This is a genomic window from Sphingopyxis sp. (assembly GCF_051861155.1).
Lineage (GTDB): Bacteria > Pseudomonadota > Alphaproteobacteria > Sphingomonadales > Sphingomonadaceae > Sphingopyxis.
On record NZ_JBHYDE010000002.1, the window covers coordinates 28,582 to 51,998 of the forward strand.

The 23,417-nt window shown below is 66.1% G+C and carries 25 protein-coding genes; 15 read left to right on the forward strand and 10 right to left on the reverse strand.

Annotation, left to right across the window (positions count from 1 at the left end; translation table 11 throughout):
- Positions 1 to 2: 2 nt before the first annotated feature.
- Positions 3 to 1,028 (reverse strand): dihydroorotase, encoded by a 1,026-nt coding sequence (gene pyrC / locus ACTIFP_RS03525; protein WP_439567334.1) that lies wholly within the window; start codon positions 1,026 to 1,028, stop codon positions 3 to 5.
- A gap of 59 nt (positions 1,029 to 1,087) precedes the next feature.
- On the opposite strand from pyrC, the gene ygfZ reads away from it, so the two are divergent.
- From ygfZ to ACTIFP_RS03540, 3 genes are read left to right on the forward strand one after another with little or no spacing between them, the layout of a single operon-like run.
- Positions 1,088 to 1,816, forward strand: a complete 729-nt coding sequence (ygfZ, locus tag ACTIFP_RS03530) for a CAF17-like 4Fe-4S cluster assembly/insertion protein YgfZ (protein ID WP_439567335.1) — start codon at positions 1,088 to 1,090, stop codon at positions 1,814 to 1,816.
- A gap of 31 nt (positions 1,817 to 1,847) precedes the next feature.
- Positions 1,848 to 2,435 (forward strand): hypothetical protein, encoded by a 588-nt coding sequence (locus ACTIFP_RS03535; protein WP_439567336.1) that lies wholly within the window; start codon positions 1,848 to 1,850, stop codon positions 2,433 to 2,435.
- 35 nt (positions 2,436 to 2,470) lie between these two features.
- Positions 2,471 to 3,022 (forward strand): retropepsin-like aspartic protease family protein, encoded by a 552-nt coding sequence (locus ACTIFP_RS03540; RefSeq protein WP_439567337.1) that lies wholly within the window; start codon positions 2,471 to 2,473, stop codon positions 3,020 to 3,022.
- A gap of 83 nt (positions 3,023 to 3,105) precedes the next feature.
- Here the strand turns inward: ACTIFP_RS03540 and ACTIFP_RS03545 are convergent, their stop codons facing one another.
- Positions 3,106 to 3,411 (reverse strand): YdeI/OmpD-associated family protein, encoded by a 306-nt coding sequence (locus tag ACTIFP_RS03545; RefSeq protein ID WP_439567338.1) that lies wholly within the window; start codon positions 3,409 to 3,411, stop codon positions 3,106 to 3,108.
- 98 nt (positions 3,412 to 3,509) lie between these two features.
- On the opposite strand from ACTIFP_RS03545, the gene ACTIFP_RS03550 reads away from it, so the two are divergent.
- Complete coding sequence (locus ACTIFP_RS03550) at positions 3,510 to 4,175, forward strand: MBL fold metallo-hydrolase (RefSeq protein WP_439567339.1); 666 nt, start codon at positions 3,510 to 3,512, stop codon at positions 4,173 to 4,175.
- A gap of 37 nt (positions 4,176 to 4,212) precedes the next feature.
- Here the strand turns inward: ACTIFP_RS03550 and ACTIFP_RS03555 are convergent, their stop codons facing one another.
- The gene (locus tag ACTIFP_RS03555) at positions 4,213 to 4,653 is read right to left on the reverse strand and encodes an MAPEG family protein (protein ID WP_439567340.1); all 441 of its coding nucleotides are present in this window, start codon (positions 4,651 to 4,653) and stop codon (positions 4,213 to 4,215) included.
- A 324-nt stretch (positions 4,654 to 4,977) separates the two neighbouring features.
- Between ACTIFP_RS03555 and rpmF the strand changes: the two genes are divergently transcribed.
- From rpmF to ACTIFP_RS03585, 6 genes are all read left to right on the forward strand, one after another.
- Positions 4,978 to 5,157 carry a 50S ribosomal protein L32 gene (rpmF, locus tag ACTIFP_RS03560; protein WP_011541714.1) on the forward strand — a complete coding sequence of 60 codons (180 nt, stop codon included), beginning with the start codon at positions 4,978 to 4,980 and terminating at the stop codon, positions 5,155 to 5,157.
- A 22-nt stretch (positions 5,158 to 5,179) separates the two neighbouring features.
- Complete coding sequence (plsX, locus tag ACTIFP_RS03565; protein ID WP_439567341.1) at positions 5,180 to 6,214, forward strand: phosphate acyltransferase PlsX; 1,035 nt, start codon at positions 5,180 to 5,182, stop codon at positions 6,212 to 6,214.
- Positions 6,211 to 7,176, forward strand: coding sequence for a beta-ketoacyl-ACP synthase III (locus ACTIFP_RS03570; RefSeq protein WP_439567342.1), 966 nt, complete (start codon positions 6,211 to 6,213; stop codon positions 7,174 to 7,176). Before plsX ends, ACTIFP_RS03570 begins: the two co-directional genes overlap by 4 nt.
- 151 nt (positions 7,177 to 7,327) lie before the next feature.
- Complete coding sequence (locus ACTIFP_RS03575; RefSeq protein WP_439567343.1) at positions 7,328 to 7,618, forward strand: integration host factor subunit alpha; 291 nt, start codon at positions 7,328 to 7,330, stop codon at positions 7,616 to 7,618.
- A 17-nt stretch (positions 7,619 to 7,635) separates the two neighbouring features.
- Positions 7,636 to 8,040 carry a MerR family transcriptional regulator gene (locus ACTIFP_RS03580; protein ID WP_439567344.1) on the forward strand — a complete coding sequence of 135 codons (405 nt, stop codon included), beginning with the start codon at positions 7,636 to 7,638 and terminating at the stop codon, positions 8,038 to 8,040.
- Positions 8,041 to 8,140: 100 nt separating this feature from the next.
- Entirely contained in the window at positions 8,141 to 8,425 is a 285-nt protein-coding gene (locus tag ACTIFP_RS03585; RefSeq protein ID WP_439567345.1) for a hypothetical protein, read from the forward strand.
- 154 nt (positions 8,426 to 8,579) lie between these two features.
- On the opposite strand, the gene ACTIFP_RS03590 is transcribed toward ACTIFP_RS03585, so the two are convergent.
- Positions 8,580 to 9,131, reverse strand: a complete 552-nt coding sequence (locus ACTIFP_RS03590) for a SixA phosphatase family protein (protein WP_439567346.1) — start codon at positions 9,129 to 9,131, stop codon at positions 8,580 to 8,582.
- A gap of 57 nt (positions 9,132 to 9,188) precedes the next feature.
- The gene (locus ACTIFP_RS03595) at positions 9,189 to 11,936 is read right to left on the reverse strand and encodes an ATP-dependent DNA helicase (RefSeq protein ID WP_439567347.1); all 2,748 of its coding nucleotides are present in this window, start codon (positions 11,934 to 11,936) and stop codon (positions 9,189 to 9,191) included.
- 130 nt (positions 11,937 to 12,066) lie between these two features.
- Between ACTIFP_RS03595 and ACTIFP_RS03600 the strand changes: the two genes are divergently transcribed.
- On the forward strand, positions 12,067 to 12,501 hold the full coding sequence (locus tag ACTIFP_RS03600) for a hypothetical protein (protein WP_439567348.1): 435 nt from the start codon (positions 12,067 to 12,069) through the stop codon (positions 12,499 to 12,501).
- 3 nt (positions 12,502 to 12,504) lie between these two features.
- On the opposite strand, the gene ACTIFP_RS03605 is transcribed toward ACTIFP_RS03600, so the two are convergent.
- Complete coding sequence (locus ACTIFP_RS03605) at positions 12,505 to 12,873, reverse strand: PilZ domain-containing protein (protein ID WP_439567349.1); 369 nt, start codon at positions 12,871 to 12,873, stop codon at positions 12,505 to 12,507.
- Positions 12,874 to 13,018: 145 nt separating this feature from the next.
- On the opposite strand from ACTIFP_RS03605, the gene ACTIFP_RS03610 reads away from it, so the two are divergent.
- The 3 genes from ACTIFP_RS03610 (at position 13,019) to ACTIFP_RS03620 (ending at position 16,168) form a co-directional block, all read left to right on the forward strand.
- Positions 13,019 to 14,005 (forward strand): NAD(P)-dependent alcohol dehydrogenase, encoded by a 987-nt coding sequence (locus tag ACTIFP_RS03610; RefSeq protein ID WP_439567350.1) that lies wholly within the window; start codon positions 13,019 to 13,021, stop codon positions 14,003 to 14,005.
- Positions 14,006 to 14,093: 88 nt separating this feature from the next.
- Positions 14,094 to 15,674: a lysine--tRNA ligase gene (locus tag ACTIFP_RS03615; protein ID WP_439567351.1), complete on the forward strand. Its 1,581-nt coding sequence runs from the start codon at positions 14,094 to 14,096 to the stop codon at positions 15,672 to 15,674.
- 5 nt (positions 15,675 to 15,679) lie between these two features.
- Positions 15,680 to 16,168, forward strand: coding sequence for an asparaginase domain-containing protein (locus ACTIFP_RS03620; protein ID WP_439567352.1), 489 nt, complete (start codon positions 15,680 to 15,682; stop codon positions 16,166 to 16,168).
- Here the strand turns inward: ACTIFP_RS03620 and ACTIFP_RS03625 are convergent.
- Positions 16,165 to 17,202 (reverse strand): fatty acid desaturase family protein, encoded by a 1,038-nt coding sequence (locus ACTIFP_RS03625; RefSeq protein ID WP_439567353.1) that lies wholly within the window; start codon positions 17,200 to 17,202, stop codon positions 16,165 to 16,167. The genes ACTIFP_RS03620 and ACTIFP_RS03625 overlap by 4 nt on opposite strands.
- A gap of 202 nt (positions 17,203 to 17,404) precedes the next feature.
- Here ACTIFP_RS03625 and ACTIFP_RS03630 point away from each other — a divergent pair, with 202 nt between their 5' ends.
- Positions 17,405 to 19,984 (forward strand): EAL domain-containing protein, encoded by a 2,580-nt coding sequence (locus ACTIFP_RS03630; protein ID WP_439567354.1) that lies wholly within the window; start codon positions 17,405 to 17,407, stop codon positions 19,982 to 19,984.
- Between the two features lie 174 nt (positions 19,985 to 20,158).
- Here the strand turns inward: ACTIFP_RS03630 and ACTIFP_RS03635 are convergent, their stop codons facing one another.
- The 3 genes from ACTIFP_RS03635 to ACTIFP_RS03645 form a co-directional block, all read right to left on the reverse strand.
- Positions 20,159 to 21,433 carry an amidohydrolase family protein gene (locus tag ACTIFP_RS03635; RefSeq protein WP_439567355.1) on the reverse strand — a complete coding sequence of 425 codons (1,275 nt, stop codon included), beginning with the start codon at positions 21,431 to 21,433 and terminating at the stop codon, positions 20,159 to 20,161.
- 255 nt (positions 21,434 to 21,688) lie between these two features.
- The gene (locus ACTIFP_RS03640; RefSeq protein ID WP_439567356.1) at positions 21,689 to 22,735 is read right to left on the reverse strand and encodes an RcnB family protein; all 1,047 of its coding nucleotides are present in this window, start codon (positions 22,733 to 22,735) and stop codon (positions 21,689 to 21,691) included.
- Between the two features lie 134 nt (positions 22,736 to 22,869).
- Positions 22,870 to 23,415 carry a (2Fe-2S)-binding protein gene (locus ACTIFP_RS03645; RefSeq protein WP_439567357.1) on the reverse strand — a complete coding sequence of 182 codons (546 nt, stop codon included), beginning with the start codon at positions 23,413 to 23,415 and terminating at the stop codon, positions 22,870 to 22,872.
- Between the last annotated feature and the right edge of the window lie 2 nt (positions 23,416 to 23,417).

Consider the following 23,417-nt stretch of genomic DNA (forward strand, 5'->3'; position numbering starts at 1 on the left):
GGTTAAGTTGCCAGCCGCCAGCCCAGCGTCTCGCCTGCGTGGAACGGCACCACCTCGCCGCAACGATCGGGCACGGTCACCGGCGCACGTTCCAGCGTCACCATGCCCTCATTGAGCGGCAGGCCGTAGAAATTCGGTCCATGCTCGCTGGCGAAACCTTCGAAATGGTCGAGCGCGCCATCCTGATCGAACGCGGTGATATAGCTTTCGAGCGCGAAGGGGGCGTTGAAGATGCCCGCGCAGCCGCATGAGGCTTCCTTGGTGTGCACCGCGTGCGGGGCGCTGTCGGTGCCGAGGAAAAATTTGGGCGAGCCCGAAGTCGCGGCGGCGCGCACCGCGAGGCGGTGATGTTCGCGCTTGGCGACGGGCAGGCAATAGGCGTGCGGGCGGATGCCGCCGACGAGCATCGCGTTGCGGTTGATGTGAAGATGCTGCGGGGTGATCGTCGCGGCGACATTGGCCGGGGCGTCGGCGACGAACTGCGCCGCCTCCGCCGTCGTAATATGTTCGAACACGATCTTGAGCGCGGGCAGGGCGCGGACGAGCGGCTCCAAGGTGCGCTCGATGAACACCGCCTCGCGGTCGAAAATGTCGACGTCATGGTCGGTGACCTCGCCGTGGATCAGCAGTGGCATGCCGATGGCCTGCATCCGTTCGAGCACCCCCATGATGTTGGCGACGTCGGTGACCCCATGCGCGCTGCCGGTGGTGGCGTGGGCGGGGTAGAGTTTGGCGGCGGTGAACACCCCCTCGGCATGGCCGCGCGCGATCTCGTCCGCGTCGGTGGCGTCGGTCAGATAGGCGACGATCAGCGGGGTGAAGTCGAGATCGGCGGGGACCGCGGCGTTGATCCGGTCGCGGTACGCGCGACCTTCCTCAGCGGTCGTCACCGGCGGCGACAGATTGGGCATGACGATCGCGCGGGCAAATTGGCGCGCTGTGTAGCGCGCGACGTGGGTCAGCATCGCGCCGTCGCGCAGGTGAACGTGCCAGTCGTCGGGGCGGCGGATCGTCAGGCGGTCGGTCATGCGGTTCTCGCGGGTGAAATGGTGCTTGGTTTTGGCTGCCGCGTCCCTAGATTATCGCCATGGCCAATACCACCCTCATCAACCGCGCTTTGATCCGCCTGTCGGGCGACGATGTCCGCGGCTTCCTGCAAGGGCTGGTCACCAACGACACGTCGGGCGACCTGCCGGTGTGGGCGGCGCTGCTCTCCGCGCAGGGCAAGGCGCTGTTCGATTTCCTGATCTGGGCCGACGGTGACGACATCCTGATCGACTGCGAGCGCGATGCCGCGGGCGATCTGGCCAAACGCCTGACCCTCTATCGCCTCCGCCGCGCGATTACGATCGAACGCGAGCCTGTTTTGTGCGTTCATTGGGCACCCGGCGGCGACGTCGGCGTCGTCGATCCGCGGCTGCCCGAACTCGGCCAGCGCTGGCTGGCCCCGGCGGCGGGGGAAGCGGGAGCCGATGATGCCTGGCGCGCCCACCGGCTCGCGCTGGGCGTGACCGAAGGTCGCGCCGAACTCGGCGACGGTGCGACCTTGTGGCTCGAATGCAACGCCGCCGAATTGAATGGGGTCAGCTTTACCAAGGGCTGCTACGTCGGACAGGAAAACACCGCGCGGATGAACTGGCGGCAAAAGGTCAATCGGCGGCTGGTCGTGGTGCCGATCGCCGAAGCCGACGAAAAGCGGCAGATGATCGCCTATCCCGAACTCGGCTGGTCGGTCGAGCATCGCCGGGTTGAGAGCATCGCCGCCGCCACCGCGCCGCGATGGATGCGCGGTGCACTGGTGCCGGCGAGCGCCTGACAGACGCCGCGATGTCTGCTATAGTCCGGTCATGCGCGCTTTCCTGATTTCGTCGGCGCTCGTTGCCGCACTCGCCACACCCGCTCTCGCGACCGAGACCGGTGCCCCTGCGCCATTATTGTCGGTCGAGGCCGATGCGCCCGCGCCGCTCGCGCAGCTCGTCCCACTCGCTGCCGATTCGGCGTGGACACCGCGCTTTGCCGCGGCCGCGGACGAGCTGGCGGCGGCGCTGCGGTCGCGCGATGAGGCGCGCTGGGTGCCTTTGCTGGGCGGGCAATGGCTGGCTGCCGAAGAGCGCGCGCGGGTCGCTGGCTTGCTCCGCGACGGCGATAGCCCCTTCCGCCATGCCTTTTTTTCGAAGGGGTTTGCAAACCGCGCGATTCTGGGCTGGAGCGCGCCTGCGTCGCTGAGCGCGGATGAGCGCAGCGCGATCGAGGCGGGGCAAGAGGCGGAGGCGCTTGTATGCTGGTCGGCGGGCGGCGCTGGCGGCCAATGGCCGGCGACCGCGGCCGATGCCGACAATCGGGCGGATCGCCCCTATGCTTGTGCGCGGATCGCTTACAGCATACGCGGCGATACCCCGACGTGGCGGGCGTTCATCGAACAGCCGCCTGCTTAACCAATCCCCAACCCAATTTTGCGACAAGCGGCGCCATGTTCGGGCGTTTCCTTGGTCTGGCCGCGGCCATCGCGGTGGTATCGATCGGCATGGCGGGCGTCGCCAGCCGCGCGCCGGGCAGCGACGCCCGCGCTGCTGCCGAGGCGGGCGACCACAGCAACTGGACGACGCAGCGCAGCCGCGGCGGCTGGGATTCCTCGGACAGCAAGCCGCGTTCGGCGGGCGGCGAGGTGCGGCTGGGTCGATCGGGCGATTCGCATTTTTACGCCGACACCAATATCGACGGCACCAATATCCGGATGATGGTCGACAGCGGCGCGTCGATCATCGCGTTGACACGGCGCGATGCCGAAGCGATCGGGATCGACGTCGACAGCCTGCCGGTCAGCGGCACCGCGCGCACCGCGGGCGGCGACATTCCGATGCGCACGGTGATGCTCGACAGCGTCGAGGTCGACGGCCTGGAAGTGCGGCAGGTGCAGGCGGCGGTCATCGACGCCGACATGGGCGTGTCGCTGCTCGGCCAAAGCTATTTGTCGAAGCTGGATGCGGTGAATGTCGAAGGCGACACGATGACGCTGCGCTGAGACCGGCACACGACTTCTAAATGAACCCGCATCCCCTCATCTTCGCTTGGGGAGGCGGAGGCTCTTTAGCACGCTGAGGCGCGCTACTTCGCCTTCTTGTCGATCAGCACCGCCTGTTGCCAGCGGCTCGGCGCCTTGTCGGTGCGGTGGATGCACCCGACCCAGCAGCACGGCCGCTTTTTCCCTTCGTGCAGCTCCTCCACCGTCCGTTCGATTCGGCGCGCGCGCGTTTTCGCCTGTTTGGCATCGTCGACCCAGCAGATGAATTCGTTGCGGCCGAGCGCGGTCAGGCTTTCCCACAGCGCTAGCGTCGCTGCATCGGATGTTAGCGCAGCCTGCATATCCGTGTCTGCGACATGCACGGTACCGTGAAGAAAAGCGTCGGTCATGGCACCAAGGAATAGGGCGGTCGCGCCGCCCGGTCAAACCGGCGCCGATGCGCGGGGGCGGCTTGCCATTTGCACCGCTTTTCCCCACATCACCGGGCATGAACGCTCCCACCCCCCCGATGCGCGCGGCGATCGTGCCGGTCACCGCCTTTCAGCAGAATTGCACCCTCCTTTGGTGCACCGAAACGAACAAGGCCGCCTTCGTCGATCCGGGCGGCGACCTGCCCAAACTGAAAGAGGCGGTGCGCCAGGCCGGGGTCGAGGTCGAGAAGATCCTGGTGACCCACGGCCATATGGACCATTGCGGGCAGGCGGGAATGCTGGCGAAGGAGCTGGGCGTGCCGATCGAGGGGCCGCATGAGGACGACCGGTTCTGGATCGAAGCCTTTGCCGAAGACGGCGCGCGGTTCGGCATGGTCGGCGAGGTGTTCGAGCCCGATCGCTGGCTGGTCGATGGCGATGCGGTCACCGTCGGCAACCTCGTCATCGACGTCATTCATTGCCCCGGCCACACGCCCGGCCATGTCGTGTTTCATCATGCGCCGTCGAAACTGGCGATCGTCGGCGACGTGATTTTTCAGGGATCGATCGGGCGCACCGATTTTCCGCGCGGCAACCACCAGCAATTGCTCGATTCGATCACCCAGAAATTGTGGCCGCTTGGCGGCGACACGACCTTTCTGCCCGGGCACGGCGCGCACAGCAATTTCGCGCACGAGCGGCGGACTAACCCGTTTGTCGGGGATATGGCATTGGGCCAGTAAAATTGTCATCCCGGCGAAGACCGGGATGACGGAGCGTTTACTTCGGCGTGACCACCATCGTTTCCTCGATCTCGGTCGTCGTGATTTGGGTCGGTGTCAGATAGACGATCGCCAGCGCGCCGAGCGCGAGGCCGAGCTGGGTGAGCATGGTGATGATGGTGCCCGCCATGCGGCCCCACATCATGCCGTCCATGCCGACCGCGTGCAGGATGCGCCCGACCAGATAGAGCGCGCCGACGCCCCACAGCCACATCGACGATCCCAGGCCGAGTTCGACGAGCGCGAGCAGGATCAGCACAAAGGCGGTGTTTTCGACAAAATTGCTGTGCGCGCGCATCCGCCGCGTCACCAGTTCGCTGCCGCCGTCGCCGATGAGAATCTTTTCCTTTGTGCGCACGCGGCCAACACGGATCGCCAGCCACAGGTTGAGCAGCGCCGCTCCGGCGGCAATCGTCAGGCTGATCGGCAAGATTATCATATGCGTCCCCCTATTCGGCCACGGCTGTTGTCGCCCGGCGCTCGCCGTTGTGTGGCATCGCGCCGTGCGATCGGCAAGGGCGACGCTTTTGCTTCCGCATTGTCGTCCACAGGGCTTGCCTTTGCGGGCAAAAACGCTATAGCCCCGCCCGATCCGGCACCCGACACCTTCTGGCGTTGAGGCACCCTTCGGCGGACGATCTTCAGGCCAGAATATGGCAGGAACAGCGTTTCGCACGGCGGGCGGGCCAGTCATTTCCGGTAACGGCGATGACAAATCCGGGTAGCCGATTCGTGACACACTATTGAGAATGCAGGAAATATCATGGCCGTTCCCAAGCGAAAAACCTCGCCCTCGAAGCGCGGCATGCGTCGCAGCCACGACAGCCTGAAGGTTGAAGCCTTTCAGGAATGCCCCAACTGTGGCGAGCTGAAGCGCCCGCACAACCTTTGCAACGCCTGCGGCCATTATAATGGCCGCGAAGTGGTGTCGGTCGGCGCCTGACCCTTAGCCGGAGCGCAAATACATGGCACTGACACCGCGAATCGCGATTGATGCGATGGGCGGTGACGTCGGCGTGCGCATGATGCTCGCCGGCGCTGCGATGGCGCGCCACAAGCACGACGGTCTGCGGTTCATCCTTGTCGGCGACGAGGTGCAGATCAAGGCGGCGCTCGAAAACCACCCGAATCTGCGCGCGGCGTCGGACATCATCCACACCGACGGCGTGGTGTCGGGCGAGGACAAGCCGAGCCAGGCGCTGCGCAAGGCGAAAACGACCTCGATGGGGCTGGCGATCGACGCGGTGAAACGCGGCGATGCCGGCGGCGCGGTGTCGGCGGGCAATACCGGCGCGCTGATGGCGATGGCGAAGCTGGCGCTGCGCACGATGCCGGGGATCGACCGACCCGCGCTCGCGGCGTTGCTGCCGACGCTCGGCGACAACGATGTCGTCATGCTCGACCTTGGCGCCAACACCGAATGCGACGCGACCAATCTGACGCAGTTTGCGGTGATGGGCGCCGCCTATGCGCGCACCGCGATGGGGCTGGAACGCCCGCGCGTCGCATTGCTCAACATCGGCACCGAAGAATTAAAGGGCACCGACGAGATTCGCGATGCCGCGGGGCTGCTGCGTGCCGCGAAGGGGCTGCCGATGGAGTTCGCGGGCTTCATCGAGGGCGACAAATTGTCGCGCGGCGATGTCGACGTGATCGTCCACGACGGATTTTCGGGCAATATTGCGCTCAAGACGATCGAGGGAACGGCGCGGTTCGTCACCGACCTGCTACGCCGCGCCTTTACCAGTTCGACGCGCTCGAAGATCGGCTTCCTGATCTCGCGCCCCGCGACCGAGCTGCTGCGCCACCATCTCGACCCCAATAATCATAATGGCGCAGTGTTTCTCGGCCTGAATGGCGTCGTTCTCAAAAGCCATGGCAGCGCCGACGCAAAAGGGGTCGCCAATTGCGTCCACCTGTGCGCCGAGTTGATCGAAAAGGACATCACGCGACAGGTGACCGAAGATCTGGCGAATTTCCGCCGCGGCGACGCGGCATGACGCTGCGCGCGATCCTGGCCGGCACCGGTTCGGCGCTGCCGCGCACCCGGGTGTCGAACGCCGAGCTGGCGGCGCGCGTCGATACCAGCGACGAATGGATTGTCGAGCGCACCGGCATCCGCTTTCGCCATATCGCCGAACCCGACGAGACGACGGCGACGCTGGGCGCGGCGGCGGCGCAGCAGGCGCTGGCGGCGGCGGGGCTTGAAGCGTCGGATATCGGGCTGATCATCGTCGCCACCGCGACCCCCGACAACACCTTCCCGGCCAGCGCGACCAAGGTGCAGGCGCTGATCGGCGCGCCCGATTGTATCGCGTTCGACGTTGCCGCGGTCTGCTCGGGTTTCCTCTACGCGGTGTCGGTCGCCGACGCGATGCTGCGCACCGGCGCCGCCAAACATGCGCTGGTGATCGGGTCCGAAACCTTCAGCCGCATCCTTGACTGGGAAGACCGCACGACCTGCGTGTTGTTCGGCGATGGCGCCGGGGCGGTCGTGTTGTCGGCGCAGGACGTCGACGACGACCGCGGCATCCTGGCGACACGGCTCCACGCCGAGGGCCAATATTCGGGCATGCTCTATGTCGACGGCGGGCCGTCGACCACCGGCACCGTCGGCCATGTCCGCATGCAGGGCCGCGAAGTGTTCCGCCATGCGGTCACCAATCTGGCGTCGGTGCTGGGCGAAGTGATGGCCGATGTCGGGCTGTCGCCCGACCAGATCGACTGGGTCGTGCCGCATCAGGCGAACAAGCGGATCATCGACGCGACCGCGAAAAAGCTGGGCCTGCCCGTCGAACGCGTTGTGCTGACCGTCGACCAGCATGCCAACACCTCGGCCGCATCGGTGCCGCTGGCGCTGGACCTTGCGGTGCGCGACGGGCGGATCAAACGCGGCGATCTGGTGGTGCTGGAAGCGATGGGCGGCGGCTTTACCTGGGGCGCCGCGGTCCTGCGCGTCTGACGCCAGCTTCACCGCATTAACTCCTCGCTCCATCCGTTTCAGTTTGGCGGATTAATTCGCTTTTGTTACATAGGGGCACGGGACTCGTAACGGTGGGGGCTGTCCGGGACCGGTTCGAACATTTTCGCTTCACGAGGGGGAAGGGACCATCATGACCGCAGGAACGCTTACGCGAGCCGATATTGCGACGCGCATCAACCAGCAGATCGGGCTGTCGCGCAACGAATCGGCGACGATCGTTGAATCGATTCTCGACCATATGTCCGACGCGCTGGCGGGCGGGCAGAATGTCAAAATCTCGGGCTTTGGCACCTTTGTCCTGCGCGACAAGGCGCAGCGGGTGGGGCGCAACCCCAAGACCGGCATCGAGGTGCCGATCCTGCCGCGCCGCGTGATGACCTTTCGCGCCAGCCAGACGATGCGTGGCCGCGTTGCCGGTTAACCCGCCGGACCTCGGCCATGGCAGGGCTTGACGTGCCCGGGGACGCAGGCAAGGCGCCCGCCGCAATGCTCGCGATCGGCGAACTGGCGGAGCGGATCGGCGTGCCGACGCATGTCCTGCGCTATTGGGAAACGCGCTTTTCGCAGTTGAAGCCGCTGCAGCGTTCGGGTCGGCGGCGCTATTACCGCGCCGAAGATGTCGCGCTGGCCGAACGCATCCATGATCTGCTGCATGTGCAGGGGTTCACGGTCGAGGGTGCGCGCAAGGCGCTGTCCGAGCCGGGGACGAAGGCCGCCGCGGCGCCGACTGCCGAAACTCGCACCGAACGCGCGAGCGGCAATGGCGCGATGGGGCAGGCGCACGGCGTACCGGTCGCGGCACTTATCGCGCTGCGGCAGCGATTGGCGGCGGCGCTGGATTGACGCAGGGGCCGTGCTCCTGGCAGGGTTAAGGGCGTCTGCTTTTTTGGGTGGGTAGCGGACATCGCTGGCGGCGGCGTTCTGTTTAGATTATCCGACGGGCATGATCTGGAACATCGTTGATCGAAGGACGCGGGTTTATCGCTGGAAAGCTGTAAACGCGATTATCGAAGCCGTAGAACATGACAATAGTTGTTCTGATGCCGACCAAGCGCCTGAAGCCGATGTATCGATTGCCGTAGATTACGACCAATTAGAGGGCGTATCGGTCCATCAAGCCGTAGTCTGGGCTAGCCAGCAAAAATGTCCCGTCACGCTTTATCTTTACGACGACGGATCAGGGACGACGAGCGACGAGCATTTCGAAACGGCCAGCAATCGCTTCTAGAGATCGCGCCCGCAATTGGTCGTTTCGATACCCTCGTCATCCCGGACTCGATCCGGGATCCATGACGACAGTGCAGCTATGGTTCCCGGATCGAGTCCGGGATGACGATGAAGAGAAATCCGCCCCATGGCTTCGCCACAGGGAGGATGATCTGTCAGTCGTGATCCATCGCGGGCGCCAAGGTCGGGTCGAGATCGCGGGGGCGGATGAAGGCGGTGAAGCGCGCCATGCCAGTGTCCAACTCATGCCAGTCGGCGATGTCGAGTTCGAGCCGGGCGAGGGCCGACGTCGGCAGTTTTTCCTCGACCTCGGCGCGCAGTTCGTCGTCGCCCGATTCCGGGACGAGCATCAGGATCAGATCCTCAAGTCCCGGATTATGCCCCGAAATCAGCAGATGTTCGGCATCGCGGCCGGTGTCGCGGATGACGTCGATCAAGGTCGCGGCCGAGGCGAGGTAGATGCGGCGGTCCCAATGCGGTTCGATCGAGCCCAAATCGGCGGCGGGCTGGAAGATGTCGAGCGTTTCGGTGACGCGCACCGCGGGCGAGGCGATGATGCGGTCGACGGCCAGCTTCTGACGCTTCAGCCATTGCCCGATCAGTTCGGCGCCGCGGGCACCGCGCTTGTTGATCGGGCGGTCGAAATCGCGCTCGACCTGAACATCCCAACCCGATTTGGCGTGGCGCAGGATCGTCAAAGTCTTCAAAATCTCTCCCCGCGCCGTTGCGCCGTCCCCTGAACAGACGGGCCTTGTGCCGCAAACTTATGACGGTGAAAAGGCTGGAAACGCGCTTTTTCTGCGCTCGACATTCGCCGCCGCGACATGATTGACCGCCTCGTCGAGCGGCAGGCGGCGGATCGGGGTGCCTTCGGGAAAAGCGCTGAGCAGGCGCGAGGGGAAGCTGGGTGACAACATGACAAACTGGCCGAAATCGTCGGCGCGGCGGATCAGGCGGCCGAACGCCTGGCCGATGCGGCCGCGAATGACCATGTCGTCATAGGTACTGCCGCCCTGCGCGGCGCGCCGCGCCGCGTGCAGGATCGTCGGGCGCGGCCATGGCACCCCCTCCATGATCACCTGCCGCAGCGATTCCCCCGGCACATCGACCCCGTCGCGCAGCGCATCGGTGCCGAGCAGCGAGGCGTGTGGATCGGCGCGGAAGATGTCGACGAGGGTGCCGGTGTCGAGCGGATCGACATGCTGGGCGTAGAGCGGCAACCCGGCGCGCGCGAGGCGGTCGGCGATGCGGGCGTGGACGATGCGCAGCCGCCTTATCGCGCTGAACAGCCCGAGCGCGCCGCCGCCCGATGCCTCGATCAACCGGCTGTACGCCCCGGCGAGCGCGGGCAGGTCGCCGCGCGCGATGTCGGTGACGATGATGACCTCCGACTGCCGGGCATAGTCGAACGGGCTGGGGACGGCGAAATGTTGCACCCCGCCATCCATGTGGCGCGCGCCGGTGCGGATGTCGGCCTCGGTCCAGCCGCCCCCCCGCGCATTTTGGCTGCCATGCCCGCTGCGCAAGGTCGCCGACGTCACCAGCACGCCCTGCGCGGGGCGATAGACGATTTCGGCGATCGGCCGCGCGGGGTCGAGCCAGTGGCGGTGCAGACCGGTGTCGAACTCGCGCCCGTCGTATCGGTCGATCGCGAGCCAGTCGACAAAATCGGGATTGGCAGGGCCGCCGACGCGGCCGAGCAGCGACAGCCAGCCGCCGAGGGTATCGACACGGGTGCCGAGGCTGTGGCGCGCGCCGTCGACGCGCGCTCGCGCTTGCCCGTCGAGCCAGTCGGGCGGATCGTCGACCAGCGCGTCGAGCCGTTTCCCCAGCGCCAGCAGCGGGCGCAGCAGCGCCTCGACCGCGTCGCTCGCCGCCGCGGCGGCGGTGACCAGCGCGGCGTCGGGATCGGCAAGCTCGGTTTCGAGGCCATAGCCCGCGTCGGCGGTGCGGGTATCGACCGCGCGCGCATACACCTGTCCGCGCACTGCGGCGAGCAATCGCTCGATCGCGCCCCACGGATCATTCTCGGCCAGCCGGCCAAGCCAGCCATCGCCGGGCAGTTCGGCGGCTGCGGTGATCGCGGCCTGAATCGCGCGCTCGCCCGCCTCGTCATAGCTTGCGACATCGGCGAGCCGCGCCGCCAGTCCGCGCCGCCGACCGCGCGATTTGCCCTCTGGCCCGAGCACCCAGCGGCGGATTTCGACCGCTTCCTGACCCGTCAGCGCCGCGGCGAACATCGAATCGGCGGCGTCCCACAGATGATGGCCCTCGTCGAAGATCAGCCGCGTCGCGGGGGCGCCACCGTCGCGCGGGCGCGCCGCCTGCACCATCGTCAGCGCATGGTTGGCGATGACGATGTCGGCCTGCGTCGCGGCGCGCGCCGAGCGTTCGATGAAGCATTTGCGGAAATGCGGGCAGCCCGCATAGATGCACTCGCCGCGGCGATCGGTCAGCGCGGTGGTGCCGTTGCGGCGGAACAGCGCGGGCAGCCAGCCGGGCAAATCGCCGCCGACCATGTCGCCGTCGCGCGTATAGGCGGCCCAGCGCGCGACCAGTTGCGCGAGGATTGCGGCGCGGCCCGAAAAGCCGCCTTGCAACGCATCCTCCAGATTGAGCAGGCAGAGATAATTTTCGCGCCCCTTGCGCACGACGACCTTTTCGCGGTGGGTCGCGGCGTCGGGGTACAGCCGCTCGGTCTCGCGCGACAGCTGGCGTTGCAGCGCCTTGGTAAAGGTCGAGATGCAGACGTTGCCCGCCGACTGGTCGATCCATTGTTTGGCGGGGGCGAGATAGCCGAGCGTCTTGCCGATCCCGGTTCCTGCCTCGGCGACGAGCATCTGCGGCGCGTCCTTGCGCTCGCGCGGTTCGAAGATCGTCGCGGTCGCTTTGGCATATTCCTGCTGCCCCGGCCGCCGTTCGGCACCGTCGCCGGTCAGCCGGTCCAGCCGCGCGGTAACGTCGTCGGGATTGATGCGCACCTGCCGCGGCGCGGGGCGCGGTGGCGCTTCCTCCCATTCGGGCAGGCGCGCGAACAGCCAGCGCTCATTGGCGTCGGGGGTGGTCAGCCGCGGCTGGACCAGCGGCGCCCACGGCCAGCGCTGGCGGGCGAGCGCCTGCATTCCGTGCCATGCGCCCTCGCGTTCCGCCCACGCGGGATCGTCGATCCCGGCCAGCATCGCCGCGGCCGCTTGCGGCAGAGAAGCGGCGATGTCGTCCTCCGCCTTTGGCGGGGTGACGCCGATCGCCGCGGCAATCCCGGCGGGGGTCGGCACCGCAAAGCGCGCGGGATAGAGGAAAGCGAAGAGTTCGAGCAGGTCGAGCCCCGACAGTTCGGGATAGCCGAGCCGGTCGCCGGTCAGCGTTGAATTGAGCAGCAGGTGCGGGGTCGCCGCGACCGCCGCGATCGCTTCGCCGCGCCCAACCCGCTGCACGCGCCCGTGCGCGTCGGCGATCCAGATGCCGACATGACTCGCATGGATTGCGGGAAGGGAGAGGGGATCGGGCGCCACCGCGCCAGATTAGGGACAAAAGGCGAACGCGGCAAGGCAGGCGAAGCACCGCTTGCTTCTTTGTGTCGGCGCGAAGAAAAGAACCGGCGGTTCAAAAGCCTGGAATCGGGCGCGGAAGGGATGGTCTGAGATGAGCGAAGAACGGGCGATCGGCGCCGCGGTCGACGAGATGTATGCGATGATTTCGGGACCGAAGGGACCGCGCGACTGGTCGCGACAGGCGAGTTGCTTTCATCCCGACGCCCGGCAAATCCGGACCTGGGTCGACGCCGACGGGCGGGCGACGTTTCGCAGCATGGGGCTGGCCGATTATGTGCGCGACACGGCGCCCTTTTTCGCCGCCAATGATTTTTTCGAGATCGAGATCGGGCGGCGGATCGACGTGCTGGGCAATATCGCCCATGTCTGGAGCGCCTATGAAGCGCGCGCATCGCTCGACGATGCGGCCCCCGAACGGCGCGGGATCAATTCGATCCAGCTGTTCAAGGATCCCGACCGCGGCTGGCGGATCATGGCGATGATCTGGGACAATGAGCGCGAGGGCGTGGCGATCGCGCCCTTCTGACGATCAGTTGAGGCCGCGACGTCCGAACGTGACGGGCCGACTGCTCTGGAATATCTGCGACGGCTCGATCAGCGACGCGGTGCGGGCGCGTTTCAGGGCGGTGTAGAGTGGGCCGTGGGTGAGTTCATAAGGGAAACGCACGCCCATGCGGTCGACCTCGGACCACATGACCACCGCATAGGTGACCTGGCCGCCATAATGGATTTCGCAGCGCGAGCGCGCCGGCATGCTGGCGCCATCGATCCGCGCGCCGCCTTCGGACAGATCGGTGATCTGGCCTTCGACGAAGTTGAGCACACCGTTGACCGTCACATCGAGGGTGACGGCAGTGCGGGCCTGACGGCGGGGCTGCGGGGTGCGCGGATCGTTCATGCGATAATGCTAAGCCCCGGATGGTAAATTTTTCGGTAACGATGTTTTGGCGCGGCGGCGATGCCCCGGTACATGGCGGCAGCTGGTGCAGCGCGCCGAAACATGCAGAAAGGCGCCGCCCCGTCCCCAAGGTCAGGATTCGCCGATGAAAGCCATTGTCTGCCCCCGCTACGGCGGTCCCGAGGTGCTGGAATTTCGCGATGTCCCGATGCCCGAGCCTGCGGCGGACGAGGTGCGGGTGAGGGTGATGGCGACATCGGTGACGTCGGCCGACAGCCGGGTTCGCGCCGCGCGCTTTCCTCCCGGTCTCGGTATCATCGCGCGCCCGTGGCTGGGTTTTCGCGGCCCGCGGCAACCGATTTTGGGCACCGAAATGGCGGGAATCGTCGATGCGGTCGGCGCGGCCGTAACCCGCTACCGCCCCGGCGATGCGGTGATGGCGTTTCCGGGCGGGAAAATGGGGTGCCATGCCGAATATCGCTGCATTGCCGAGACCGGGCCGATCGCGCCTAAGCCCGAGGGCCTCAGCTTTGCCAAGGCCGCGACGCTGTGTTTCGGGGGCAGCACCGCGCTCGATTTCCTCGCGGTTGCCGCCGTGGAGCCCGGCGAGCGGGTGCTGGTGGTCGGCGCTTCGGGGGCGGTGGGATCGGCGCTGGTCCAGCTCGCGCGCCATCGCGGCGCGCATGTCATCGCGGTGTGCAGCGCACGCAACGCCGATCTGGTGCGCGATCTGGGGGCGGGGGCGGTGATCGATTATGCGACCACCGATTTTCGCGGCGAGCCAGGCGCCTATGATGTCATTTTCGAAACCGCGGGCAGCATGATGTCGCGCGAGGCGCTGCCCTTGCTGCGCCCCAAAGGTCGCTTTGCGGCGATCGCGGCGGGGCTGCCCGACATGCTGGCGACGATCGGGGCGCCGGGGCGCGAAGGGCGGCGGGTCATCGCCGGTCCTGCCTCCGAAAAGCCTGAGCATGTGCAGGAACTGGCCGATCTGACCGCGTCCGGCGTGCTGCGTCCGGTGGTCGATGGCACCTATGCGTTCGACGCGATCGCGGCGGCGCACGCCTATGTCGATACCGGGCGCAAACGCGGGTCGGTGGCGATCCTGCTCGACCCGGCGGCGCGCGACTAGCGCTGATCGCAGCGCATCGCGCGCTTGCAAAAACGCGCAAAAGCGGGAAAGGGCGGAGCCCCTGCCACCCGCGTACCGGAAGATTGTCGTGACCGAATTTCGTGCTGCCGCCCTCGCGTCCAAGGCCTGGCCCTTTGAGGAAGCGCGCAAGCTGGTCAAACGCTATCCCGATGGCAAGCCCGGCGGCGCGCCGATGCTGTTCGAAACGGGCTATGGTCCCTCCGGGTTGCCGCATATCGGCACCTTCAACGAAGTGCTGCGCACGACGATGGTGCGCCGCGCCTATGAGCAAATGACCGGCGCGTCGACGCGGCTCGTCGCGTTCAGCGACGATATGGACGGGCTGCGCAAGGTGCCCGACAATGTGCCGAACCACGCGATGCTCACCGAATATCTCGGCAAGCCGCTGACCGACGTACCCGATCCGTTCGGAAGGTTCGAAAGTTTTGCACATCATAACAATGCGATGCTGCGCGAGTTTCTCGACCGGTTTGACTTTGAATATGAATTTGTCAGCTCGACCGAGCGCTACAAGTCGGGCGCATTCGACGACGCGTTGAAGAATGTCCTGCGCCACAATCAGGATATTCTCGACATCATGCTGCCGACGCTGCGTGCCGAGCGCGCCGCGACCTATTCGCCGATCCTGCCGGTCAGCCCGACGTCGGGCGTCGTCTTGCAGGTGCCGGTGACCGTCGTCGATGCCGATGCCGGGTTGGTGTCGTTCGAGGACGACGGCCAGACGATCACGCACAGCATTTTGGGTGGCGGTGCCAAGCTGCAGTGGAAGGTCGACTGGGCAATGCGCTGGGTCGCCCTCGGCGTCGATTACGAGATGTACGGCAAGGATCTGACCGACAGCGGGGTCCAGTCGGGCAAGATCGCCAAGGCGCTGGGCGGGCGCAAGCCGGAGGGGCTGATTTACGAGATGTTCCTCGACGAAAAGGGCGAGAAGATCTCGAAGTCGAAGGGCAATGGCCTCAGTCTCGAGCAATGGCTCGACTATGGCAGCGAAGAGAGTCTGGCCTTCTTCGCCTATCGCGAGCCCAAGGCGGCGAAGCAGTTGCATATCGGGGTGATTCCCAAGGCGGTCGATGAATATCTGCAGATGCGTGGCAATTACCCGGCGCAGGATGCCGACAAGAAGCTCGGCAATCCGGTGCATCACGTCCATGTCGCGCGCGGGCAGGATGTTCCGGCCACCGACTTGCCGGTGACCTTTGGCTTGCTGCTCAATCTGGTCGGGGTGATGGGGGCGGACGCGTCGAAGGACCAGATCTGGCGCTACCTGGGCCAATATGTCGACGGCGCCGATGCCGCGACCTACCCCGAGCTCGACCGGCTGATCGACAATGCGATGGCGTATAACCGCGATTATGTCGCGCCGACGCTGAACCGCCGCAAGCCGGTGGGCGGCGAGGGCGCGGCGCTGGCCGAACTCGACGCTAAGCTGGCGGCGCTGCCCGCCGACGCCGGAGCCGACGACATCCAGAACATCGTGTATGAGATTGGCAAGAACGAAGCCTATGGCTTTGAAAATCTGCGCGATTGGTTCAAGGCGCTGTACGAAACGCTGCTGGGATCGAGCGCCGGGCCGCGGATGGGCAGCTTTATCGCGCTGTTCGGGATCGACAATACGCGGCGGTTGATTGCCGAGGCTTTGGCTTAAACGGCATGATCGAAATTTTCACCACCGGCGGGACGATCGACAAAGTCTATTTCGACGCCTTGTCCGAGTTCCAGATCGGTCCCGCCGCGATTCCCGACCTGCTGCGCGAGAATAATGTCCATGTCCCGCACCGGGTGACGCAGCTGATGCGCAAGGACAGTCTGGAGCTGGACGATGCCGACCGCGCGGCGATCCGCGCGGCGGTCGAGAGCAGCGAAGCCGCGCATGTCCTGGTGACCCACGGCACCGACACGATGGTCGTCACCGGCCGCGCGCTGGCGGGGATTGCGGGCAAGACGATCGTGATGACGGGCGCGATGCAGCCCGCGTCGGTGCGCGCCAGCGATGCCGAATTCAACGTCGGCTTTGCGCTGGCGGCGGCGCAGATCTTGCCACCCGGGGTCTATATCGCGATGAACGGAATGATCTTTGACCCGGAAACGACGGTAAAGGACCGCGCCGGGGTGCGCTTCGTCGCGCAGGAGCGCAGCTAACCCCTGGCGGTCACCTGCCGCAGCACCGCGGCATAGCCGGGCGCGATCGTCATTGCGTCGTGCCGCCCGGCGCGGCCGAGCATCGCATGCACCTCGGCCAGCCGATAACAGGGCACCCCCATGAACAGATGGTGCTCGGAGTGATAATTCACCCAATATGGCGCAACCGTCGCGCGGGCGAGCCAGCCGGCGTGGGTGGTGCGGGCATGGGTGAACGGATCGTCGCTGCCGGTTGTGGTGCACGCATGTTCGGCGATGTTGCGGATGCGGAGATATAGCTGGAAGGTCGTCGCCAGCCCCGCGAGCCAGAGCAGGTAGGGCGTCCAGCCATAAAGCGCGAGCGAGGCGGCGAGCAGCACCGCCTGGACGAGTAGGAACCGCCCGACCGCACGCGCCACCGCCATCGCGCCTGCGAGATCGACCGGGGGTGACGTCATGCCGTCGTCAGACTGCTTGTTGAACGGCGTTCCGGCGGTGGTGCTGGCGCGGCCCTTTTCGGCCTGTTCGCCGCGCAGCATCGCTTTCAGCCCGACGATCGCGAAGCCGAATTGTGCCAGGCGCTGTTTGAAAAAGGTCTGGCCGGTCAGATCGCGCAGTATCTTGCGGCCCAGGCTGGCGCGGGTGGTCGGAAAGGGCTTCGACAGCGCCAGGTCGGGGTCTTCGGCCTGTTGGGTGAATTTGTGATGCTGAAGATGGTAGGTGCGATAGGCGATCAGGTCCGATCCGACCGCGGCGCCGGTCAGCCATTGGCCGAGGAAATTGTTGGTCTTGCGCACCGGGTGCAACAGACCGTGCGCCGCATCGTGCATCAGGATGGCGAGGCCGAGCTGGCGCCCGCCGACAAAGACGATCGCGACGGCCCAGGCGGCGGGGTTTTGCGACCATGCCGCCACCCCGACCAGCGCGATGCTGACGATCCACGCATGCGCGACCAGCCAGATTCCGCGCCAGCGTGACGCGGCGGTGATCGCCGCCCATTGGCTGCGGTCGAAAAAGCGATCGGGTGGGAGCAGGCGGACGGCAGGCATGGACATGCTATAACAAGTTGCGATGCGAAACGGAATAGCGTCCATAATGGCACAAGAACGGGGTTAACGGCTGCGCCGTGGTAAGGATTTGGCAACTCCTATTTGGCCACTGAACCGGGTGGACCAGACGAGCAGGACAAGCGGGAAATTGGGGGTTCGGCGTAACATCATCCGGCCGGGGGCGGGCGAGTTGACGATGGGAGAATCGATGTTCGATTCGCCCGAGTTCGTGACGCGCCTGCTGCGCGTGGCGCAGCTGTGGCATTATGTACTGATCGGCCGCGTTCTGACCTTCCTCACCTTTGCGTTCGTGCCGGGGGTCGCCGGTTTTCTGGCCCACCCGTCGCAATGGCTGGTGATGGCGACGGGCCTGTTTTGCGACCTGGTGCTGACGATTTTGGGTCAGGCGATGCGCCGACCGCGCCCATGGTTGCAGCGAAGATTGCGCCCGCTCGTGATGGTGGGGACCGGGCTGATCGCGCTCGGCAGCCTGCTCAATGCCGCTGCGATGTTCGCGGCGATCGCAGTGCCCGACGGCCGTCACACCTTTGATGCCTTTACCGCGATCCAGATCGGGTCGCTGCTGGTCGCCGCATCGGCGGTCGCGATCGTCCGGCCCGCCTTTTTCGCCTTTGCCGGGGCGACCGCATTGGGCGGCGCAATCGGCATCGCATCATGGCCGTTCGCGGTCGCGGGGTTTGTCTTCCTGGGCCTGCTGATCGTGATGATGCGCGAGGACATCCGCCACCAGCGCCGGGCGACGCGCGCGCGGCGGCTGTCGATCAGCGATCAGCAGCGCGCGCTCAACCTGATGCGCGATTTCGAACGCGCCGGGCGCGGCTGGTTCTGGGAAACCGACCGCCACGGCCAGCTCGTCTATATTTCGGCGACCGTCGCCGCGCGGCTGGGACAGGCGCCGTCCGACCTGGTCGGCCGACCGTTCACCGACATCATCCGCAAGCGCATCGGCAACGACGAGAATGAGGAGCGCACGCTTGGTTTCAGCCTGTCGTCGCGCACGCCGTTCAAGGAATTGACGGTGCAGGCCGCGGTCGCGGGCGAGGAACGCTGGTGGTCGATTTCGGGCCAGCCGATCAGCAATGCGCTCGGCAATTTTCAGGGGTTTCGCGGTAGCGGCACCGATTTGACCGACAAGAAACGCTCGGAGCGCGAGATCAACCAGTTGGCGCGTTACGACACGCTGACCGGCCTCGCCAATCGGCGTCATATCACCGACCTGCTCGAACGCGCCCTCAAGAATCATATCGGCCAGCCGCAACCCTGCGCGCTGCTGCTGATGGATCTCGACCGGTTCAAGGCGGTGAACGACACGCTGGGCCATCCGGTGGGCGACCAGTTGCTGCAACAGGTCGCCGGGCGGCTGACCCAGATCGTCGGCGACAAGGGGCAGGTCGGGCGGCTGGGCGGCGACGAGTTCCAGATCGTCGTGCCGCAGCTCAGCCAGCCCGAAAAGCTCGCCGGGATCGCCAATGCGATCATCCTCAGCCTCGCCAAGCCCTTTTCGATCGAGGGCGAGCAAGTGCGGATCGGTTGTTCGGTCGGCATCGCGGTGTCGGACGGGCAGGGGGTGTCGGCATCGGCGCTGGTCCGCAACGCCGACCTCGCGCTCTACGCCGCCAAAGATGCAGGGCGCGGCGTCTATCGTTTCTATGCCGACGCGATGCACAACCAGGCGAGCGAGCGCAAGGCGATCGAGGACGCGCTGCGCGACGCGCTGGTCAAGGACGAGCTGCGGCTGCTCTATCAGCCGATCGTCGACGTCGGCAGCGAACGGATCACCGGGTTCGAGGCGCTGATCCGCTGGCACCACGCGACCGAGGGGATGATCAGCCCGTCGAAATTCATTCCGATCGCCGAGGAATCGAATCTGATCGTGCCGATCGGCGAGTGGATCATCCGTACCGCCTGCGCGAGCATCGCGCTGCTCGGTCCCGGTTACCGCGTCGCGGTCAACGTCTCGCCGCGCCAGTTCGCCAATGAAAAACTGCCCGCGACGATCCTGAGCGCGGTGTCGGCGGCGGGGATCCGCCCCGAACAGCTTGAGCTGGAGATTACCGAAGGGGTGTTCCTCGACGAGAGCCCCGAAAATCTCGCGATGTTCCAGAAATTGAAACGCACCGGGGTGCGGCTGGCGCTCGACGATTTCGGCACCGGATATTCGGCGCTCGGCTATCTGAAGAAAGCACCGTTCGACAAGATCAAGATCGACCAGAGCTTTGTCCTCGGCGCGGCCGACCCCAGCAGCATGAACGCCGCGATCATCTCGTCGATCGTCGGTCTGGCCACCGCGCTCAACATGGAAACAACTGCCGAGGGGGTGGAGACACACGACGATCTGGCGCTGATCCGCGGGCTCGGGTGCAGCCATGTCCAGGGCTATATCTATGGGCGTCCGATGGACTTGGCCGAGGTGCTGGCGCTGCTGCGCGAAGGCGGCGGGCGGGCCGAGGCGCGGGGATACAAGAGCGCGCGCGAACCGCGACTGACCATTTTTCGCACGATCCAGGTGGCAAGCGGCGGTTATCAATATGAAGCGATCGTCCGCAACATGTCACCGCGCGGCGCGCTGGTCGAGGGGTTGTGGAACGTGCCGCCGGGAACCGCGCTGACGCTGGAGTTCGGCGCCGATCAGGCGTTCAGCGCCGAGGCGCGCTGGTCGGCGGGCAACCGCGTCGGGGTGAAATTTGCCGAGGCGATCGATATGGACACGCTGATCGGGCCGAAGACGGCGACCCCGGCGCGCGGGCGGGTGCGGCGGGCGGCGTAATTGCACCTCTTCAGCCCCTCCCCTTCGGGGGAGGGCAGCGAGACTTGCCAGCTTGCTGGCTTAGTCGCAGCGGGTGGGGCCCGTCGGCCTTGCGCTACGCTGCGAGCTCCCACCCCAACCCCTCCCCTGAAGGGGAGGGGCTTTCCGGTCGGGACGGCGTCCAAGGCACAGGTTTCAGTCCGCGATCCGGCCGCGCACCATCACCCAATCGACCTTTTCCAGCGCCGCCACATCGGCCAGCGGATCGCCGCTGACTGCGATCATGTCGGCCGACATACCGGGGGCCAGGCGGCCGATTTCGCCGTCCATCGACAGCGCCTTTGCCGCAACCGTCGTGGCGCTGGCCAACGCTTCGCGCGGGGTCAGCCCGGCCTTGACCAACAGCGCGAACTCGCCGCCGTTGCGGCCATGCTCGAACACGCCGGCGTCGGTACCAAAGGCGACCGGCACGCCGAGCGCCTTGGCGCGCGTCACCGCCTTGCCGACGCTGCCCAGCGTCATGCGGACCTTTTCCTCGACGGTCGGGGTGTAGATGCCTTTGCCCAGCCGCTCGCGGATGCCCTCGAACGCCATCAGTGTCGGGACCAGATAGGTACCCTTGGCCTTCATCACCTTCAGCGCCGCATCGTCGGCAAAGGTGCCATGGTCGATCGTGTCGATGCCCGCCGCCGCGGCGGCTTCGATGCCGCGCGCGCCGTGCGCGTGCGCCATCACCTTCAGCCCCAGCGAGTGGGCGGTGTCGGCGATGCTTTGCAGTTCGGGACTGGTGAAATGCCCCTCCAGCCCGCGACCTTGCTGTGACAACACCCCGCCGGTCGCGGTGATCTTGATGATGTCGGCACCCGCGCGCGACGCCTTGCGCACCTTCTCCGCGCATTCGAGCGCGCCGGTGCAGGTATAGCCCTGATCGAGCACGTCGTGGACATCCTCGCGAAAGCCGGTGACGTCGCCATGCCCGCCGATGATCGACAGCGCTGGACCGGCGGCGATGATCCGCGGCCCGGTGACGAAACCCGCGGCGGTGCCGCGGCGCAGCGAGTAAGCGGTATATTGCGCCGATCCTGCTTCGCGCACCGTGGTGAACCCGGCGCGCAGCGTGATGCCGGCGTTCTTCACGCCAACGACGACGCCCCATTCGTCGGGCTCGACCGCTGCGCTGCGGAAATCGCCGCCGGGATCGCCGGTCAGGTGGACGTGGAGGTCGATGAGGCCGGGGAGTAACGTCTTGTCGCCCAGATCGACGATTTCGGCATCGGCGGGGGCGGCGCTACGGCCCGCGGTGATCGAGGTGATGCGGTCGTCGGTGATGACGATCGTCGACGGCCCCTGCGCGGGCTTGTCGGCGTCGGTGATGACGCGGCCAGCATAGACGACGGTGGTCTTGGCGTTCGCCGCGGCGGTTCCCAACAATGCCAGCGTTACCGCGGCGACGAGTCCGATTTTGCGCATCCTGTTTCCCCTGACTGATGCGCCACCGTGGCGCGCCCAGTGTGGGAGGGCAAGTCAGGAAACAGGGAGATGGAGGAAATCGGACATTCGGCTGAAGGCAAAGAGTGGCCACCCTTTCTTGCCGTCATCCCGGCCTTCGCCTGGATGACGAAGCTGGGCCGCGACCCGCTACTTAATGGGAGAGGTCGGCCGCGCATAAAAAGAGGGGCCGGCTGGGCCGGCCCCTCAAGTTTGTCTTCGGGTAATCGAAAGGACTTACCAGAAGAAATCGTGAATCACGTCGACCACTTCGCCGCTGTACGTGTCGACGAGGATCGCATCGTTGTAATAGCGAACCCAGCGATAGCCGTCGTAGGCGGGGGGCAGGCGATACTGCCACGGATCGTTGATCCAGTAGCGGCTGCTGTAGAACAGCGAGCCCAGGCTGAAGCCGATGCTGAACCGCGTGTAGCGATGGTTGCGGTACGGCGAATAATAGGCGCCCAGGCGGTAACGGCTGCCGTACTGCTGGCGGTAATCGCGCCAGTTGTAGCGGCGGTCATCGCGCCACGAGCGGTTCCAGTTGCCGCGGCGGTCGCCATAGCGGCGATCGACCCGGTCATTGTTGTTGCGGTCGTAGCGCCGATCGATCTGGCCATCGCGATTGCGATCGTACCGCCGGTCGCGCTGATCGATGCGATTGTTGTTGTTGCGATCCCAGCGGCGGTCGAGATCGCCGTTGCGATTGCGGTCGTAGCGGCGGTCGACGCGGCCATTGTCGTTGCGATCATAGCGCCGATCGACCTCGCCGTTGCGGTTGCGGTCCCACTGGCGGTCGATACGGCCATCGTTGTTGCGGTCATAAGTGCCGCCGCGCTGGCGCTGGGCCTGCTGCTGCTGGCGCTGCTGATCGCTGCGCTGCTGCCATTGCTGACGCTGCGCCTGCCGCTGCTGATCGTTGCCGCGCTGTTGCCACTGGCGCTGGCCCTGCTGATCATTGCCGCGCTGCTGCTGCCACTGCTGACGTTGGGCCTGACGCTGTTCGTCATTCCCGCGCTGTTGCTGGCGCATTTCGCTGCGCTGCTGGCGCTCGGCGCGCGGCTGTTCGGCCTGCTGCCGCTGCGGACGCTCGCTGCGACCTTCGCCGCCCCAATTGCCGCGGCGCGCCTCGGGGCCGCGCGGCCCGCGGTCGCCCCGATTCCCTCGCTCGCCATCGCCGCGCTGCGCCAGCTGAATGCGCTCGCCCGACGCCTGCGCGGCGGCCGGGGCAATGGGGGTCAGGATCGTTGCAGCGATCAGCAACCCTCCAAACATCTTTTTCATCTCGCCATTCTCCAACTCATGTCCCGATCGCTGGAGATGCCAGCCGGGATGATGAATCGTTAGTTACCGGCGGCAAGATGATCGGCGGCTGAACCGTGCTGTTGCCTGCGGTTCAGCTACATGAACGGGAAAGCTCAGGTGCCGGGGGGCAGGCGCAGCGCGGGGACCGCGCGCGCCGCATCGTCGGGACGGATGCCGGGCGGCGGCGCGGCGGCGATCCGTTCCTCGCCGCGCAGCACGCGGCCGGCGCGGCGGATCGCGGTGCGGATACGCGGATAGGTGCCGCAGCGGCAGATGTTGGTGATTGCGGCATCGATTTCGGCATCGCTGGGGTTGCTGTTCGACCGCAGCAGTGCGGCGGCTGCCATGATCATCCCCGACTGGCAAAACCCGCATTGCGGCACCTGTTCGGCGACCCACGCCTGCTGCACCGGATGGCTGCGGTCGCGCGACAGGCCTTCGATCGTGGTGACGAAGCGACCCTCACATTCGGCGATCGTGACCATGCAACTGCGGATGGATTCGCCATCGATGTCGACGGTGCAGGCGCCGCATTCGCCGGTGCCGCAGCCATATTTGGTCCCGGTCAGGTTCGATGCGTCGCGCAGCGCCCACAGCAAAGGCGTTTCGGGTTCCATCCGATATTCGACCGGACGGTCGTTGACTGAGAATCGCGTCATCG

What these genes read in the sequence shown, in the direction of transcription:
- pyrC (WP_439567334.1), bottom strand. Translation starts at nt 1,028, where the DNA reads ATGACCGACCGCCTGACGATCCGCCGCCCCGACGACTGGCACGTTCAC.
- ygfZ (WP_439567335.1), top strand. Translation starts at nt 1,088, where the DNA reads ATGGCCAATACCACCCTCATCAACCGCGCTTTGATCCGCCTGTCGGGC.
- ACTIFP_RS03535 (WP_439567336.1), top strand. Translation starts at nt 1,848, where the DNA reads ATGCGCGCTTTCCTGATTTCGTCGGCGCTCGTTGCCGCACTCGCCACA.
- ACTIFP_RS03540 (WP_439567337.1), top strand. Translation starts at nt 2,471, where the DNA reads ATGTTCGGGCGTTTCCTTGGTCTGGCCGCGGCCATCGCGGTGGTATCG.
- ACTIFP_RS03545 (WP_439567338.1), bottom strand. Translation starts at nt 3,411, where the DNA reads ATGACCGACGCTTTTCTTCACGGTACCGTGCATGTCGCAGACACGGAT.
- ACTIFP_RS03550 (WP_439567339.1), top strand. Translation starts at nt 3,510, where the DNA reads ATGAACGCTCCCACCCCCCCGATGCGCGCGGCGATCGTGCCGGTCACC.
- ACTIFP_RS03555 (WP_439567340.1), bottom strand. Translation starts at nt 4,653, where the DNA reads ATGATAATCTTGCCGATCAGCCTGACGATTGCCGCCGGAGCGGCGCTG.
- rpmF (WP_011541714.1), top strand. Translation starts at nt 4,978, where the DNA reads ATGGCCGTTCCCAAGCGAAAAACCTCGCCCTCGAAGCGCGGCATGCGT.
- plsX (WP_439567341.1), top strand. Translation starts at nt 5,180, where the DNA reads ATGGCACTGACACCGCGAATCGCGATTGATGCGATGGGCGGTGACGTC.
- ACTIFP_RS03570 (WP_439567342.1), top strand. Translation starts at nt 6,211, where the DNA reads ATGACGCTGCGCGCGATCCTGGCCGGCACCGGTTCGGCGCTGCCGCGC.
- ACTIFP_RS03575 (WP_439567343.1), top strand. Translation starts at nt 7,328, where the DNA reads ATGACCGCAGGAACGCTTACGCGAGCCGATATTGCGACGCGCATCAAC.
- ACTIFP_RS03580 (WP_439567344.1), top strand. Translation starts at nt 7,636, where the DNA reads ATGGCAGGGCTTGACGTGCCCGGGGACGCAGGCAAGGCGCCCGCCGCA.
- ACTIFP_RS03585 (WP_439567345.1), top strand. Translation starts at nt 8,141, where the DNA reads ATGATCTGGAACATCGTTGATCGAAGGACGCGGGTTTATCGCTGGAAA.
- ACTIFP_RS03600 (WP_439567348.1), top strand. Translation starts at nt 12,067, where the DNA reads ATGAGCGAAGAACGGGCGATCGGCGCCGCGGTCGACGAGATGTATGCG.
- ACTIFP_RS03605 (WP_439567349.1), bottom strand. Translation starts at nt 12,873, where the DNA reads ATGAACGATCCGCGCACCCCGCAGCCCCGCCGTCAGGCCCGCACTGCC.
- ACTIFP_RS03610 (WP_439567350.1), top strand. Translation starts at nt 13,019, where the DNA reads ATGAAAGCCATTGTCTGCCCCCGCTACGGCGGTCCCGAGGTGCTGGAA.
- ACTIFP_RS03620 (WP_439567352.1), top strand. Translation starts at nt 15,680, where the DNA reads ATGATCGAAATTTTCACCACCGGCGGGACGATCGACAAAGTCTATTTC.
- ACTIFP_RS03625 (WP_439567353.1), bottom strand. Translation starts at nt 17,202, where the DNA reads ATGTCCATGCCTGCCGTCCGCCTGCTCCCACCCGATCGCTTTTTCGAC.
- ACTIFP_RS03630 (WP_439567354.1), top strand. Translation starts at nt 17,405, where the DNA reads ATGTTCGATTCGCCCGAGTTCGTGACGCGCCTGCTGCGCGTGGCGCAG.
- ACTIFP_RS03635 (WP_439567355.1), bottom strand. Translation starts at nt 21,433, where the DNA reads ATGCGCAAAATCGGACTCGTCGCCGCGGTAACGCTGGCATTGTTGGGA.
- ACTIFP_RS03640 (WP_439567356.1), bottom strand. Translation starts at nt 22,735, where the DNA reads ATGAAAAAGATGTTTGGAGGGTTGCTGATCGCTGCAACGATCCTGACC.
- ACTIFP_RS03645 (WP_439567357.1), bottom strand. Translation starts at nt 23,415, where the DNA reads ATGACGCGATTCTCAGTCAACGACCGTCCGGTCGAATATCGGATGGAA.